Genomic DNA, 15,464 nt, shown 5'->3' on the forward strand with positions numbered 1-15,464 from the left:
GTGCCCTGGTGCCGGCAACTGCAAGGATGGAGCCATGCCCGCCCGCAACACCGGACCCGTTGTCCTCCGAGCCAGAAGCGCCCCCTGGCTGACCGGCATCGTATGGCTGATCGCGGCCGTCAGCGCGGGGTCCGCCCTGCTGACCCACGGCGGCACCGGCCTCCTGCAATCCTGGCCGCTCATGGCGGCGGCCTATGTGGCGTGGTGGCTGGCCTGGTTTCCCGCCGTCGTTATTTCCGACGACGGCGTCAGGCTTCGGAATCCGATCCGCACCATCGATGTGCCGTGGCACGCCCTCGTCACCGTCGATACCAAGTACGCCTTGACCCTCGTGACAGCCTCGGGCCGCTATAGCGCCTGGTCCGCTCCGGCCCCCGGCCTGTTCGCGGTCCAGCGCGCGCAGCCAGACCACATACGGGGACTGCCCGAGACCACCTACGGCCCCGCCGGCTCGGTGAGGCCCGGAGACCTGGCCACTTCTGATTCCGGCACGGCCGCCTACCACGTCCGGCAGCGCTGGTCCGCGTTGCTCGCGTCCGGCGCCGTGGAACCGGGCATGGCCGAGGCCTCCCGGGCGCGCGTCAGCGTCAACTGGACAGTGCTCGCCGTGGGCGCCGCGCTGGTAGCCGCGGCCGTGTTGGCGATCGCGGCGTGACCGTCCCGGCTTCGGCGCCGCGGGGAGCGTCATTTCACAGCTCCTTCGCCGGCCCCGCGGGGCCCGGCCGGCGGGCCACGACATCCCGTGCCCGCTTCGCGCTGAACTTCTTCTGGCGGGGATCGAACGCGTCACGCAGGCCATCTCCGATGAAGTTGATGCAAAGGCAGATGGCGACGATGAACATGCCCGGCCACCAGAACAGCCAGGGACGGGTCGAAAAGGCCTCCTGGTTCTGGCTAATCAGCAGGCCGAGCGACACATCAGGCGCCTTGACGCCCATGCCGACGTAGGACAAGGAGGTCTCCAGCAGGATCGCCGAGGACATGCTGAGCGTCACGAAGACGATGATCACTCCGACAGCGTTGGGCAGGATGTGCCGGAAGATGATCCGGGTACTGGAGGCACCGGCTATGCGCGCCGCATCGACGAATTCCCGCTCGCGCAGGGAGAGGAACTCGGCGCGCACCAGCCGGGCCAGTCCCGTCCATACGACCAGCCCCACCATCAGTCCGAGGGCCAGGGGCTGCAGGTTGGACGCCACCACCCGGCTGGCCATCTGGCCCAGGACCGCTGCGAGGATGATCAGCGGGATGACGATCACGACGTCGGTCAGGCGCATCAGGACAGTGTCGACCCAGCCGCGGAAATAGCCGGCCGACGCCCCGATGACCACGCCGAACGCGCCGCCGACGATGCCAATGATGAACATGACGAGGACCGAGATCTGCACGCCCCGCATGGTCTGCGCGAACGTGTCCCGGCCCAGCCGGTCCTGCCCGAACGGGTGCTCGCCGAAGTTGAACGGAAACAACTGCAGCGTCGGACGCCCGCCATTGATCAGGTCATTGACTTCGTTGTGGGTGTACTTCCACCATCCAGGGATGCCCATGAATCCGCCGGCGGAGAACGCCAGAACCAGGATCAGGACGAAGATGACCAGGCTCGCGATCGCCGCAGCGTTTCCGATGAACCTCTTCCGGACGATCTGGCCCTGGCTTAAGCCCTGCTTTTCCGGGCCGGCACCTTGTATTTCCGGTGCCGAAGTTGTCGTCGTGGTCATACCTTAACCCTCACTCGCGGGTCCAGCGCGGAGTAGAGCAGGTCCGCGATCAAATTGAAGACGAGAGCCATGATGCCGGTCACGAGGAAGACACCCATGACGGGATTCGGGTCCACGCGCAGCAGGGCCTCGATGAAGAGCTGCCCCATGCCGGCGAAAGCGAAGACGCGTTCGGTAATGACCGCGCCGCCGATCAGGCCGCCGATGTCGAAGGCCACGATCGTGGCAATGGGGATCAGCGCGTTCCGGAACGCATGGCGCATGACGACGGTCCGCTCCCCCAGGCCTTTGGCCCGCGCCGTCCGGATGTAGTCCATGTTCATGATTTCCAGCATCGACGAGCGTGCATACCGGCTGTAAGAGGCCAGCGAAATCAGCAGCAGGGCGATGGTCGGCAACAGCAGGTGCGTGAACGTGTCCAGCCCCTGCACCCAGTAGTCGCCCTGCAAATTGGGCGTTTCGGAGCCGATCGTGGCGATCGGGCGGCCGTTGATCCGTGAGTTGTCGAAGTAGGCCGGCCAGGCCTGCATGTAACGGTCCAGCAGGACCATCCCGGCAACCAGGACCGCCGTCATGACGGCGGCATTTATATTCTGCCGGCGGTCGTAGCCGCCCATCAGGTAGCCGATACCGATCCCCACCAGGACGGTGGCAATGGCCAGGAGCGCGATCATCAGCGTAGTGGCCTGCGCCAGGAGCGGCTGGAGCGGGAAGTACAAGACCAGCCCGACTGCCACCGCGGCCAGCGCGGAGTAGAGCGCCCTGCGGTTTTTCAGCCCCGCCGCGAGGGTTGTCGCGCCGAAGGCAATGGCGACGCCGGCGATCAGGATCACCGCGAGGCCGAGCCCTGGTGTGCTGAACCAGCGTGTCACGGACAATGCCCACAGGATGCCCGCAGCCAGGACGAATCCCGTGACCGCGGCCAGGAGCCGGCGTTTGACGCTGCCGCGCGCGCAGATATACCACAACAGCCCGCTGACCAAAGAGATCACGGCGATGGTGGCCGGCGGTATGTGGGGCTCGCGCAGGAAGTTGTTGAAGCCGATCGCCGCGTATTCCTTCAGGAGGACCGCGACCCAGAACACGGGCAGGGAGAAGAAGAGGAACGCCATGAAGGTCACCCCGTAATCCAGGGTGCTGTACTGCCGCAGTGCTGTCACGATGCCGAGGCACACCCCGATGACGACCGCCAGGATGGCTGCACCGGTCACCAGCAGGATGGTCATCCCCATCGCGCGGCCCAGTGCTTCGGTGACGGGCTGCCCGTTGATGGCGAAACCCAGGTCGCAGCGGCCCACGAAGGGCACCAGGCACTGGGCGGCTCCGCCGAGCCAGTGGAAATAGCGGAGAGGGGCAGGGACGTCCAGGTTCAGCAACTCGACGCGCTGCTGGATCAGTTGTTCTTTGTTCGGCTGGTTGCTTTCCCGTAGGTCGGCAAGTGGGTCACCCGACAGGGCCGTCAGCTGATACACCAGGAACGAAGCGCCTAGGAGAATAAGCACGGCCGTGAAGAGCCGCCGCACGATGTAGGTCACCATGGTGTCGAAAGACCTCGATTTTCACTTCTGGAGAATGCCAAGGCGCCGGGACCGTCCTGCTCGTGGTCCCGGCGCCTTCGCTTAGTTCGCTAACAGAACGCCAGGGGTACTACTCGCCCTTGACCTTCCAATCCCAGAAGTTCCAGAACACGCCGGTCTGGTTCGGCTGGTAGACGACGCCTTCGACCCGGTCGCTGTTGTAAGCGTCCAGTCCGACCGCCTGGAACAGCGGCAGTCCGTAGAAGGAGTCCCACACGATTTTGTCGATCTGGGTGATCAGCTTGTCCTGTTCGGCCGGTTCGATGGTGACCATCAGCTCGTCCATCAGCGCGTCGGCCTTCGGGTCGGAGAATCCGTTGTAGTTGGAGCCGCTTCCCGTCCGGAAGATCTGCGGCACGCCGGAGACGCCCACGCCCGAGTTGATCCAGCCGAAGATGGAGGCGTCGTAACCGCCCTTGCCAAGCGCAGCACCCCAGTCGGAGGCACCCAGACCGCCGTCGACGACCTTGAACCCGGCCTTCTCCGCAGACTCCTGGATCAGGGAGAACGCGTCGGCACGGTTCGGGTTGTCCTTGTTGTACATGATCCGGACCTCAGGAGTCTTGCCCGCCAGGAGCTTCTTGGCGCCGTCGATATCCGGTTCGGCGTAGGCCGAGGAGCCGTTGCCTTCCGCCGAGGGAGTGTACGCCTCCTGCGCGGGAACGAAGAACTGCGAGTTGAGCGGCGCGGCGTCCTCCTTGATCGGCTTGACGATGCGGTCAACGATGGCCTGCCTGGGCACGGCCTTCATGAACGCCTCGCGGACGTCCGCATCCGCGAAGACGCCGCTGTAGTTGAGGTCGAGGTGGTCATAGGACAGCTGGTCATCGATATGGACCGTCACGCCGTCGATGGCATTGAGCAGTTCGACAGTATCCGCCGACGGCTGCGGGGCGATGATGTCCACTTCGCCGTTCTTGAGCGCCTGTACCTGGTCGGGTGCGGCACCGATGAACCGGATCGTCACCTCGTCGATGCTCGGCTTCTGGCCCCAGTTGTAGGAATCATTGCGAACCAGCGTGATTGACTGGTCCGGCGTAACGCTGTCCACGATGAAGGGACCGCTGGAGAGGTAAAGCGAGGTGTCCCCCGGCAGCGACTTGCTGTCAAAGCCGGTATTCCAGAAATCTCCCACGGCCTTGAGCTCGGCATTGGGCTTGGCCGGCTTCTCCGCGTCCCCGCGCTCCAGGCCGTTGATCAGATCGATCAAAGCCTGCTCGTCGGCAAGGCCTGCCTTCTCGGCAACAACATGCGCCGGCATGCCGATGCCTCCGTCCTGGAGACCTCCGAAGGCGATTTCCCAGTCGGCAAAGGGCTTGGAGTAGGTCAGGGTGATCGAGCGGCCGTCGTCACCGATCTCGGGAATCCCGGTCAGCCCAAGGCCGCTGGTGTCGCCCGCGTAGTCGAAGTAGTTAGTGCCCGAGGTGACTTCGCCTTCCTCGTTGCTCTTGGCATCGTTGGCATAGCCGGATTCGGCTACCCAATTCAGCAGCAGGTCTCCAGCGTCGACCGGTTCCCCGTCCGACCAGGTGACGCCCTCCTTGACCGTGTACTTCACGACCAGCGGGTCGTCGGAGACCTTTTCGTAGGTACCGAATTCTTCGTTCCGGACGACGTTGAGCTCATTGTCGATGTGGTAGAAGCCGCCCCGTGTCATGTAGGCGACCTTGCCGTTGACGTCGACGTTGCCAGCAGCGGTGTCGGAGTTGAACGAACTGAACGCGTTGACTTCCGCAACGCTGATGGTTCCGCCGGTCGCGCTGGCTTCCCCCGTAGATTCGGCGCCGCCGCCTGCCGATGCGCAGGCGCTCAGTGCCAGAGCCGCGACTGCTGCAACTCCGATTGCCTTGGAATAACGTCCGAAACGCATTCCGCCTCCTTGTATCTCATGATGAAGATGCCTCTGCGAGGTCACCGGAGAAGGGCCACTGGCGTGGTTGAAACGATTGAGACCCCCTCCACGCCAGTGGCCCGCCTCACATGGATAAGAGAGTAGACCGAGGCCGCAGAATTGGGTATAAAAATTTTGCTTCACAACCGACTTGTTATCGAGATGCAACCAAGACGACGGACCGCGTCACGGTCTCAAACATGTACTTCACAAAGCGTCGCACCCCGGAAACCTCCGCGAAATACGCGGGAAATGCCGCAGGCGTCCGAGGCCCGCAGGTCCTTGGACGCCTGCGGCATCAGGAGTCAGTTATTGACACCTAACTGGAAGAGCGTGCGGAGCGCGGAGGACGCGGCCTGTTGGGCATTGGATCGGAACTCAACTGCGTTCCGTAGCGCAGATGCATCGCCACCGTGCCCGTTGCCCGGCGAACGACAGGATCGCAGTTCCCGCTCCGGCGCCGTGACCACCATCCGGCGTCGCGTCCCAATCTCAGGCGATCGTCCGACGGGTCGCGTCCAGCCGCCTGGTCCAGCCGCGGCTGTCGAGGTACTCCAGTAGCGGGATCGCGACCCGTCGAGTGGTGTCCAATGCCTTGCGCGCCTCACTGGTCGTGAACGGCTGCGGCAAGGCGGCGAGCTCCCGCATGGCCAGGGCAGGTGCCCGCGGCAGCAGGACGACGCCATCGCCGAGCCGCAGCAGACGGCCGCTGCGCTCGGCTGCCGCCAGTTCGCGGGCTCCCAGGCCGAGGGCATGCAGATCGTGGGCTTCGGGGGCAGCGAACGGCGCGACCTTCAGCCGGTTCTCCAGCGCTCCGATCCCGTACTCTGCCGCGCCGAGGTCCTGGCGCTGCCCTGGGAGATTGATGTAGCCCGCACGGTGCTCCAGTCCAGCTTCCCGGACAACCGCTTCCAGCAGCGCGCCGCGGGCCGGTCCGATCAGGTCCTTGGCGGCTCCGAGGGACAGCCCGGCCGCCAACGGGTCCTGCTCGCCGAGTTGCTCCACGGCGCTGCGCAGCCGCCGCCGCCACGCGTCGAAGACGGGTTCGTGCACCCACCACTCGCCAAAGGCCCTTACCCCGTCGGGCACCCGGCGCAGCCCGGCAACACCCATCCGGCGCAATTGTTCGACTCGGACGGCACCCCGGCGGGCCACTTCCGTCAGCGCGTCCCCGCCGGGTGGCATGGTGGCCAGGACGCCGGCCCGCCGGCTGCCATCGCCGCGGCGGTCGAGCGCGGGCGGTTCGACGTCGAGGATCTGTGCCCCGGCCAAGACCGATCGGCTACCGGTCGCCCGCAGCACCAAACGGTCGCCCAGTTCCAGGGGTAACCGACGGTCGAGGGTCAGGCGGGCGTGGTCCGCACCGAACGGACGCATGCGACCGGGCACGGCGGCGGTGCCGATGTGGACGAGCAATTGCCCTGGTGCGTCTGCGAAAGAGGCACCCATGGTCCGCCGGACGTCGACGGTGTCCACCACCGGCCAGCTATCCCCGGTGACGAGAACGTCGCCGCGGTGGATGGCGTCAGCGGATAGGCCGGACCGGAGGTTGACGGCGACGCGGCTGGTGGGGCCAACGGAGCCGACGGCCACATTGCAGCTGTGCAGGGCCCGCACCGCCACTGGTCTGGCGCCGTCGTGGCCGATCAGCAGCAAACGGTCGCCCTGGGCGAGCGTGCCAGCCGTCAAGGTTCCGGTCACGACCGTTCCGGCGCCACTGATGGTGAACGACCGATCGATCCACAACCGCACGCGCGCGTCTGGCTTTGCTTCGGGCAAAGACGTCAGCATGTCATCCATCGCGCTGCGCAGCTCGTCGAGTCCGGTCCCGTCGACCGCGGACACGGCGACGGCCGGCGCGTCGCGCAGACCGGTGCCCCTGAGCTCGGCCCGCACCCGCGCGAGTACCTCGTCTGCGCCGTCGGGTGCGCGGTCACTGCGGGTCAGCACCACGATCCCGTGGCTGATCCCCAAGGCTGCGATGGCGTCGCGATGGTCGCTGGACTGGGCCTGCCAGCCTTCATCGGCGGCGACGACGAAGCACACCGCAGGCGCCGGCCCGAGCCCGGCCAGCATGTTGCCAAGGAATCGTTCGTGCCCCGGGACGTCCACGAACGCCACATCCCTGCCCGATGCCAGCCGGGTCCATGCGAAGCCCAGGTCAATCGTCAGCCCGCGGCGGCGCTCCTCGGCCCACCGGTCGGGCTCCATCCCGGTCAGCGCGCGCACCAAGGTGCTCTTGCCGTGATCGACATGTCCGGCGGTGGCCACCACGAACATCTTCAGCTGCCTCCGGTCCCGAGTGGTTCGCCGATGCGCGCCAGGGCTGCCCGCACGGCATCGGCCAGCCGTTCATCGTCATCCTCCGGGATGCACCGCAGATCCAGCAGGCAGGCACCGCCGTGGACCCGGGGCAGCACCGCCGGGTCGCCAGTGCGCAGCAACCGGGCCACGCCCTCGGGGAGCCGGATCGCCCAGCCGGGCAGCGGCACGCCCGGCGCTCCCCCGCCACCGACCCTGCCATCGTGCTCGACAAAGGCGCAGCCGACAGCCTCCGCGAGCGCTTCGGTGCGCTCTCGGAGCCGCACCGGGTCGGCGTGCAGGGCGGCTGTCACCGGCGGCGCCTCCCCGGAGACGGTCGCTTCCAGCGCGGCCAGAGCCAGTTTGTCCGCCCGCAGCGCCCGAGCCATCGGATGGCGCGCCAGCCTAGCGATGACTTCGGCGCGCCCGAGCAGAAGCCCGGCCTGGGGCCCGCCCAGGAGTTTGTCACCGCTGGCGATCACGACGTCGGCACCGGACATCAACGCACTGGCGACATCGGGCTCGTCAGGCAGTACGGGGTCCGGGGCGAGCAGACCGCTGCCGAGGTCCACCACCAAGGGAACACGGTGTTCACCGGCCAGCGACCGGAGTTGGCTGATGCCGACGCCTGAGGAGAAGCCGGTGACCCGGAAGTTGCTGGGGTGGACCTTGAGCAGGCAGCCGGTCTGCTCCCCCATGGCGGACTCGTAATCGTGCAGGTGCGTCCGGTTGGTGGTGCCCACTTCCCGCAACCGGGCTCCGGTCGATTCGATCAGTTCGGGAAGCCTGAAGCCCGCGCCGATTTCGACAAGCTCCCCGCGGCTGATGACTACCTCGCCGGTGCCGGCGAGGACGGTGGTGGCTAGCAGCAGGGCGGCCGCCCCGTTGTTCACTACCAGCGCGTCCTCGGCGGCGGGACATGCGCGCATCAATGCCTGGCGCGCTCCGGCCCCGCGCCGGGCGCGCGTCCCCGACGTCAGGTCCATTTCGACGTCGACATAACCAGCCGCCGTGAGCAAAGCCCTTCGAGCGGATTCCGACAGCGGGGCGCGTCCCAGGTTCGTGTGCACGATGACGCCGGTGGCGTTGAGCACCGGCCGCAATGATGTGGCCGCGCGGGACGATACCGCGGCCAGGACCTCCGCTTCGACTTCCTCGGGCGCAAGCTGGCCGGAGCGGGCCTGGTCCTGGATCCCCCGGACGATGGAACGAATTATATCGTCGCCGAGGCGTCCCCGGGCGTGCCCAAGCTCCGCGTGCGCGAGCAATCGATCGGTACGCGGAATAAGCCTTCGCGGGTCGTCTTGGGCCACGCTCCTCCTTCCGCTGCGGCAGTTGGCGGAGGCGGACGGGAATCGAACCCGCCAGGCCGAGCTACTCGGTCTCACCGGTTTTGAAGACCGGGGGGCCCACCAGGACCCGGACGCCTCCAAGAGGATGCTAACACTGCCCTGCTCTCCTAGACTGAGGGCCATGGACGCGATGATGGCCCTAGACCAGGAACATTCCGGAGCCGTCCGGCTTACCGGCTATGCGCATGGCGGAGGGTGCGCCTGCAAGATTCCTCCCGGGGAGCTCGAGGACGTTGTCCGTGGCCTGGTCGGCCAGACCCACCCCGACGTTCTGGTGGGACTCGACGGCGGCGACGATGCCTCCGCGGTGCTGGTCGGCGACGACCTTGCGGTGCTCTCGACCGCGGATTTCTTCACTCCGGTGGTCGATGACGCCTACGACTGGGGCCGGATCGCGGCAGCGAACGCCATATCCGACATCTATGCCATGGGCGGGCGTCCCGTCAGCGCCATCAATCTTGTGGGCTGGCCGCGGGACAGGTTGCCGATGGAGTTGCTGGCCGAGGTTCTGCGCGGCGGGCTGGCGGTTGCCGCCGAAGCCGGCTGCCCGGTGACTGGGGGACACTCAGTCGATGACCCGGAACCCAAATACGGAATGGCGGTGACCGGCGTCGCCCGCCCCGGTTCGCTGCTTCGCAACGATGCCGCGCGGCCCGGGCTGCCGCTCACGCTGACCAAGCCGATCGGCCTGGGCTTGTTGAACAATCGCCACAAGCAAACCGGCGAGGTATTCGCCGAAGCCATTGCGACGATGGTGCAGTTGAACCGAGAGGCTGCCGAGGCGGCCGTGCAGGGCGGCCTCCGAGCCGCGACGGATGTCACCGGGTTCGGCCTGCTGGGCCATCTCTACAAGATGTGCCGGGCCTCCGGCGTGGGTGCGGTCATCGACCGAAACGCGGTGCCGCTGGTCTCCGGCGCCCGGGAAGCGCTGCGGGACGGCTTCATCTCCGGCGGAACGCGGCGCAATCTGGAGTGGGTGCGTCCCCACCTGCGGCCGGGGCCCGGGGTCTCCGAGGAGGACCTGCTGATGCTCGCCGATGCCCAGACCTCCGGCGGCCTGCTCGTGGTGGGCGAACTGCCCGGTTACCCCGTCGTCGGATACACGACTGGAGGCCAGGGAATCGAGGTGCGCTAGCGCGTCGCGCCTGTTCCCACCGCTCGCGGGCGCCTCATTCGGTGGTCGTGATCGAATCGTGGATGACGCCTGCTTCGCGGCGCGCAGCGAGCCGTTTCTTCTGCGGTTCGATCGTGTAGCGGGGATTTTCTGTAGAGCGAATGCCGGCGCGCAGGATCCCGAATCTCGTGAGGGCCGAGGCGCCGAGCAACAACAGCCCCGACATTGCCGCCGTGGGCCGGTACCGGCCGCCGACGAGCGTGCCCACACCACCCGCGACGGCCAGCCGCTCACTCCAGGCCAGCATCCGCCCCGGACCGCCGGAGTGCAGGGGCTCGGCCGCGACGGGGTCCATGTTCTTCTCCATGGACCGAGTCGCGATCAGCTCGCCCGTGACTCCGAGCACCGCGAGTGCACGTGCTGGCCCGGCCTCCTTGACCGGGGTCGTGATCATGGCCAGGCCCGCCGCGGCGAGGCTGGCAGAACTGACGAAGACGAAGGGCAGATCCTCCCGTGCGGCGTTCCAGGTCGGATTCGCGGTGTCCGACAGCAGGACCGCGGTGTAGGCGGACAGCGGGGCCGCGAACACGGCAGCTTCCATCCCCGCCGGCCCCTCGAGTCCGCGCAGCAGCCGGCGCAGCGGCCCAAGCGGGATTCGCGAGCCGGTCATCCGGTCGATTTCGGAAACGGCCGAGACTCCGGCACCGGCGCTGAAGGCCGTCAGAATCCACGAGCCCAGGCTCATCGGCGATGTGGGCTTGATGGTACGGAGCATGTTGAGGAACCGCTCGGGGCGGCCCAGGTCGGCCACCAGTGCCGCGCCTCCCACCCCGATGGCGGCGAGCGCTGCCAACCGGCTGTTGCGGCAAAGTATCGGCCTGCCGGTTATCTGCCCGCCGGCTCCGAGCAGTGCCGAGCCGCCGGCCACTCCCCCCAGGAAGAGGTAGAGGGCGATCGGGTCTCCCCACGGCGGCGGCTTGACGACCGGTCGGCCGTAATAGGACGTGAACTCCGCCTCGGGAACCACGGGCGCTTCGGCGCGGCCCTCGCCCGTACCGGCGCGGCGGCGCTTGCCGCCCCGCTTGCGCCGGCGCGGCGGTTCGGGCGGACGGTAGTCATCGAAGTCGGAGACCGTCAAGCCCGGCCTCCCGCCAGGAAGGCCCCGGTGGCGGCGGCGAGCATGCCGGCGGCGGCAAGGCCCGCCCGCTTGAACATACGCGGGAGGTCCGCCGTGGGCACGCGGGGATCCGGCGGGAGCCCGTACACCTCCGGTTCGTCCAGCAGCAGGAAGACGGAACCGGTGCCGCCGACGCCGTCGGAATCATTGGCTCCGTAGAGCCGCGCCTCCGTCAGCCCCTGCGCATGCAGTTCGGCCACCCGTTCCTTCGCCGTGGCCACCATGTCCTCGCGCTCGCCGTATTTGATGGACGTCGTCGGGCAGGCCTGCGCGCACGCGGGCGTCTGACCGTCAACGATCCGGTCATAGCACAAGGTGCACTTCTGCGCGACGCCGGCGTTAGGCGTTGGGGCTTGTTCCCCCGGCGTGAAGTCGCGCTCGGTCTTCGGCCCTGCCGTGCCGTCGCGGCGCCGCTCGATCACCCCGAACGGGCACCCCGCCACGCAGGTTCCGCAGCCGTTGCACACATCGTCCTGCACGACGACGGTTCCGTGCTCCGTGCGGAACAAGGCACCCGTGGGACAGACGTCGAGGCATCCGGCGTTGGTGCAGTGCTTGCACACGTCGGAGGACATCAGCCACCGGAAGTCGGGGGTGTCAGGCGGCGTCGTGTCCGCCCCGGCCAGGTTCACCGCGCGGTCTTGCCCCGGCGGGCCAAGGCCGGGCATGCCAAGACTGACAAGAGCCCGCCCGGATTCGCGGGCGCGGCCGATCTGCTCCCGGTCCTGCTCAATGAACGCGACGTGCCGCCAGGTGTCTGCTCCCAGGGACCCGGTGTTGTCGTAGGAAGACCCGAGCAGCTCGTATTCCGAGTCTTGGGGGTTGCGGTTCCATTCCTTGCAAGCAACCTCGCAGGCCTTGCATCCGATGCAGATCGAGGTGTCCGTGAAGAAACCCTTCCGAGGATGCCCGGTGTGCCTAGCGTGGTCCGGAGATTCGGTCAGCTGGTTCATTCAGTTCTCCTCCTTCGTCTCGTGGCCCGAGGCTCGGCCGGGACTGGTGGGCTTCTGGTTGCCGGTCTCCGGTGTCACCCCCGCACGGGTCTGGTAATCGGCGATCAGCGATAGCAGCGCGGCGCCACGCGGCCGGCGCCCCGGGACGATGGCGCACGACCCGACCTTGGACTCCTGGATCTGCACGTTCGGATCGAGTGTCACCCCGAGCAGGTCGTTGGCCGCGTCGCCGGAAACCACAGCGTCCTGCCCCACGCCCCAGTGGTAGGGCAACCCGATCTGGTGGAAGGTCCGCCCGCTCACGACCAGCGGCTTCACCCGTTCGGTTACCAGCACTCTGGCCTCGATCGCCGAACGCGGCGAGATGATGGTGGCCCATCCGTAGGGCTCCAGTCCCCGTTCGGCTGCCAGTTCCGGGGAAACCTCGCAGAACATTTCCGGTTGGAGCTCGGAGAGGTAGGGCAGCCATCGGCTCATCCCGCCGGCCGTGTGATGCTCGGTCAGGCGGTACGTGGTGAACACGTAGGGGTAGACCTCGGAACCGGGCTCGCCTGCGCTGGGCGCGCTGAGGTTGTCCGCGCGCGGATAGGTCAGCCGGGCAGGATTCTGCTGCTGCCGGTAGAGCGGGTTGGCGATCGGAGACTCCTGGGGCTCGTAGTGCGTCGGCAGGGGTCCGTCCACCATGCCCTTCGGCGCGAAAAGCCATCCCTTGCCGTCCGATTGCATGATGAACGGATCGTCGCCCGCGAGCGCCGCGGCTCCGCCGGCCTCGGGATCCGGTCGAGTCCCCGGCGCGCGGTCCACGGGGAAGTCCGGCACGTCCTGTCCGGTCCACCGGCTCTGCTCCGAGTCCCACCAGACGTACTTCTTGCGTTCGCTCCAAGGTTTGCCGTCGGGGTCCGCCGATGCCCGGTTATAGAGAATTCTCCTGTTCGCGGGCCAGACCCAGCCCCATTCGGGGGCGACCGGGCCTTGTTCCTGCTGCGGTTTCCGATCGGCGGCATGGTTGATACCGTCCGCATAGACTCCGGTGTAGATCCAGCAGCCGCCCGACGTCGACCCGTCGGCGCGCATCTCGGTGTAGGACGAGAGTGGTTTGCCGGCCTGCGGCCCCGTCAGATGCACGCCGTTGATCTCCGCGAGCACCGCCTCGGCGTCGGGCTCGCCGTGTTCGTTCATGGGATAGTCCCACGTCAGGTCCAGCAGCGGCCGGTCCCGCTCATCGGTCGAGTCCGCCAGTTTCGCCCGGATGCGCTTGCCCAGTTCGTAGAAGAACTCCAGTTCGCTCTGGCAATCGCCCGGCGGCAGGACAGCCTGGTGGCGCCATTGGAGCATCCGCTGCGTCTGCGTGAAGGATCCGGCCTTCTCCACGTGAGTGGCTGCCGGCATGAAGAAGACTTCAGTGGCGATATCTTCGGTCGCGAGTTCGCCCGAGGCGATCTCCGGGCCGTCCTTCCACCACGTAGCCGATTCGATCAGGCTCAGGTCCCGCACGACCAGCCATTTCAAATGGGACATGGCCAGCCGCTGCATGCGCCCGTGGGCCGACCCGACGGCGGGGTTCTGGCCGAAGAGGAAGTAGCCCTCGACGTCGTCGTCAAGCATTTTCATGACCGTCTCGTACGTGCCGTGGGGGCCGTTGATCCGGGGCAGGTAGCGGTAGCCCCATTCCGAATCCTCGTTGGCCGCGTCGCCCCACCAGGCCTTGAGCAGGCTGACCGTGTAGGTGTCGGCGGCCGCCCAGTATCCCTTCTGGGTGGGCGAGGCGATGCCTTCCAGGTATTGCTCCAGGGTCTCCATTTCGGCCTTGGGCATCGGGAGGTAGCCCGGCAGCAGGTTGAACAGGGTTGGAATGTCGGTGGAGCCTTGGATGCTGGCGTGGCCGCGCAGCGCCATGATCCCCCCGCCGGGGCGTCCCACGTTGCCCAGCAGCAATTGCAGGATCGCCGCGGTCCGGATGAACTGAGCGCCCAGGGTGTGCTGCGTCCATCCGACGGCGTACGCGAAGCACGTGGTCCGGTCCCTTCCGGAGTTCTCCGTGACGGCCCGGGCCAGATAGTCGAAATCCTCGAGGGAAATGCCGCAGGCCTCGCGGACCATCTCGGGGGTGTAGCGCGCATAGTGCCGCTTGAGGATCTGGAACACGGTCCGCGGGTGCTCCAGCGTGGGGTCTTGTTCGAATTGAGGGTTTGCCAGCGTCGGGCCCCCGCTGCCGTATTGCTGGCCGGCCGCCCGCGCCGCGGTGTCGGCGCCGTGCTCGTGCCCGCCGGGTTCTTCCGCGCCGCGCTTCCGCTCATAGGCCCAGGAAGACAGGTCGTACTGCCCGGTCGCAGGGTCGAATCCGGAGAACAGCCCGTCGAGGTCCTCAGTGTCACGGAAGTCTTCGCCGACCAGCGTCGCCGCGTTGGTATAGGAGAGCACATACTCCTTGAACCACAGCTCGTTGCTGATCACATGGTTGATCAGGGCGCCAAGCAGCACGACGTCCGATCCGGCGCGGATGGGCACATGCTTGTCGGCTACCGCGCTGGTGCGGGTGAACCGCGGGTCCACATGGATGACCCTTGCTCCCCGAGCCTTGGCCTCCGTCACCCACTGGTAGCCCACGGGGTGGCATTCGGCCATGTTGGAGCCCTGGATAACGATGCAGTCGGCATTTGCCATGTCTTGGAGCGATTGTGTGGCGCCTCCCCGCCCAAACGAGGTTCCCAAACTGGGAACCGTGGCGGAGTGTCAAATGCGGGCCTGGTTCTCCAGCTGGATGGCCCCTGCGGCGGTGAAGAGCTTCTTGATCAGGTAGTTCTCTTCATTGTCCAGCGTGGCCCCGCCCAGACCGGCAATGCCCATGGTGCGGCGCAGCGGCCGGCCCTGCTCATCGTTCTGCTGCCAGTTGTTCCGGCGTGCCTCGAGGAATCTGTCGGCCACCATCTCGATGGCGGTGTCCAGGTCCAGCTGCTGCCAGTCCTTGGCGTGGGGTGCCCGATAGAGCACCTTTGTCTGCCTGCCGGGCGCGTTGACCAGTTGCTCGCTGGCCGATCCTTTGGGGCAGAGCCTCCCCCGGGAAATCGGCGAATCGGGGTCCCCTTCGATCTGGACGACCTTTTCGTCCTTGACGAAGACACGCTGGCCGCATCCGACGGCGCAGTAGGGGCACACGCTTTGGACCACTCGGTCCGCAGTTGACGTCCGCGGCATAATTCCACGGGTCTTCGGCGATGTCACGGCTTCGCCGCGGCCGAGTGGATCACCCGAGCCGAATTGCCGGACAACCGGCCATCCTAAGAAGCTGAACCGCGACATGGGGCCACCATAGCCCACCACCCCTCCCCGACAATAGGGGTGCACGGCAACTGGGTCCGGAGCATCTTCTAAACCAGCCAT

The 15,464-nt window shown here is 67.0% G+C and carries 10 protein-coding genes and 1 tRNA gene; 2 read left to right on the forward strand and 9 right to left on the reverse strand.

Annotated features, from left to right (window positions below; genetic code table 11):
- The first annotated feature begins 34 nt into the window (after positions 1-34).
- A complete protein-coding gene (locus OC550_RS10120; RefSeq protein WP_262105661.1) occupies positions 35-655 on the forward strand; it encodes a PH domain-containing protein in 621 nt (206 codons plus the stop codon).
- Between the two features lie 34 nt (positions 656-689).
- On the opposite strand, the gene OC550_RS10125 is transcribed toward OC550_RS10120, so the two are convergent.
- The 6 genes from OC550_RS10125 to OC550_RS10150 all read right to left on the reverse strand — a co-directional run bounded on the left by OC550_RS10125 (position 690) and on the right by OC550_RS10150 (position 8,918).
- A complete protein-coding gene (locus tag OC550_RS10125) occupies positions 690-1,718 on the reverse strand; it encodes an ABC transporter permease (protein ID WP_262105662.1) in 1,029 nt (342 codons plus the stop codon).
- Positions 1,715-3,256, reverse strand: a complete 1,542-nt coding sequence (locus OC550_RS10130; protein ID WP_262105663.1) for an ABC transporter permease — start codon at positions 3,254-3,256, stop codon at positions 1,715-1,717. The genes OC550_RS10125 and OC550_RS10130 overlap by 4 nt, the downstream gene beginning before the upstream one ends.
- A 109-nt stretch (positions 3,257-3,365) precedes the next feature.
- The gene (locus OC550_RS10135; RefSeq protein WP_262105664.1) at positions 3,366-5,165 is read right to left on the reverse strand and encodes an ABC transporter family substrate-binding protein; all 1,800 of its coding nucleotides are present in this window, start codon (positions 5,163-5,165) and stop codon (positions 3,366-3,368) included.
- Positions 5,166-5,678: 513 nt separating this feature from the next.
- Positions 5,679-7,466, reverse strand: coding sequence for a selenocysteine-specific translation elongation factor (gene selB, locus OC550_RS10140; RefSeq protein ID WP_262105665.1), 1,788 nt, complete (start codon positions 7,464-7,466; stop codon positions 5,679-5,681).
- Positions 7,467-7,468: 2 nt separating this feature from the next.
- On the reverse strand, positions 7,469-8,800 hold the full coding sequence (gene selA / locus OC550_RS10145) for an L-seryl-tRNA(Sec) selenium transferase (protein WP_262105666.1): 1,332 nt from the start codon (positions 8,798-8,800) through the stop codon (positions 7,469-7,471).
- A 23-nt stretch (positions 8,801-8,823) separates the two neighbouring features.
- Positions 8,824-8,918: transfer RNA gene (locus OC550_RS10150), tRNA-Sec, on the reverse strand.
- 42 nt (positions 8,919-8,960) lie between these two features.
- Here OC550_RS10150 and selD point away from each other — a divergent pair.
- The gene (gene selD / locus OC550_RS10155; protein WP_262105667.1) at positions 8,961-9,974 is read left to right on the forward strand and encodes a selenide, water dikinase SelD; all 1,014 of its coding nucleotides are present in this window, start codon (positions 8,961-8,963) and stop codon (positions 9,972-9,974) included.
- Between the two features lie 34 nt (positions 9,975-10,008).
- On the opposite strand, the gene nrfD is transcribed toward selD, so the two are convergent.
- Genes nrfD through fdh form a run of 3 tightly spaced genes read right to left on the reverse strand, consistent with a single transcriptional unit; the run spans position 10,009 to position 15,383 of the window.
- On the reverse strand, positions 10,009-11,091 hold the full coding sequence (nrfD, locus tag OC550_RS10160) for an NrfD/PsrC family molybdoenzyme membrane anchor subunit (protein WP_262105668.1): 1,083 nt from the start codon (positions 11,089-11,091) through the stop codon (positions 10,009-10,011).
- Positions 11,088-12,083, reverse strand: a complete 996-nt coding sequence (locus tag OC550_RS10165) for a 4Fe-4S dicluster domain-containing protein (RefSeq protein WP_262105669.1) — start codon at positions 12,081-12,083, stop codon at positions 11,088-11,090. Before OC550_RS10165 ends, nrfD begins: the two co-directional genes overlap by 4 nt.
- On the reverse strand, positions 12,084-15,383 hold the full coding sequence (fdh, locus tag OC550_RS10170; protein ID WP_262105670.1) for a formate dehydrogenase: 3,300 nt from the start codon (positions 15,381-15,383) through the stop codon (positions 12,084-12,086).
- Between the last annotated feature and the right edge of the window lie 81 nt (positions 15,384-15,464).

Origin of the sequence: Arthrobacter sp. Marseille-P9274, from assembly GCF_946892675.1 — a bacterium.
In the GTDB taxonomy this organism is placed as follows: Bacteria; Actinomycetota; Actinomycetes; order Actinomycetales; family Micrococcaceae; genus Crystallibacter.

Bases quoted from the DNA above. Each gene is read 5' to 3' on its own strand.
- OC550_RS10135 (WP_262105664.1), bottom strand. From the start codon at position 5,165: ATGCGTTTCGGACGTTATTCCAAGGCAATCGGAGTTGCAGCAGTCGCG.
- selD (WP_262105667.1), top strand. From the start codon at position 8,961: ATGGACGCGATGATGGCCCTAGACCAGGAACATTCCGGAGCCGTCCGG.
- OC550_RS10125 (WP_262105662.1), bottom strand. From the start codon at position 1,718: ATGACCACGACGACAACTTCGGCACCGGAAATACAAGGTGCCGGCCCG.
- selB (WP_262105665.1), bottom strand. From the start codon at position 7,466: ATGTTCGTGGTGGCCACCGCCGGACATGTCGATCACGGCAAGAGCACC.
- OC550_RS10130 (WP_262105663.1), bottom strand. From the start codon at position 3,256: ATGGTGACCTACATCGTGCGGCGGCTCTTCACGGCCGTGCTTATTCTC.
- OC550_RS10120 (WP_262105661.1), top strand. From the start codon at position 35: ATGCCCGCCCGCAACACCGGACCCGTTGTCCTCCGAGCCAGAAGCGCC.
- OC550_RS10165 (WP_262105669.1), bottom strand. From the start codon at position 12,083: ATGAACCAGCTGACCGAATCTCCGGACCACGCTAGGCACACCGGGCAT.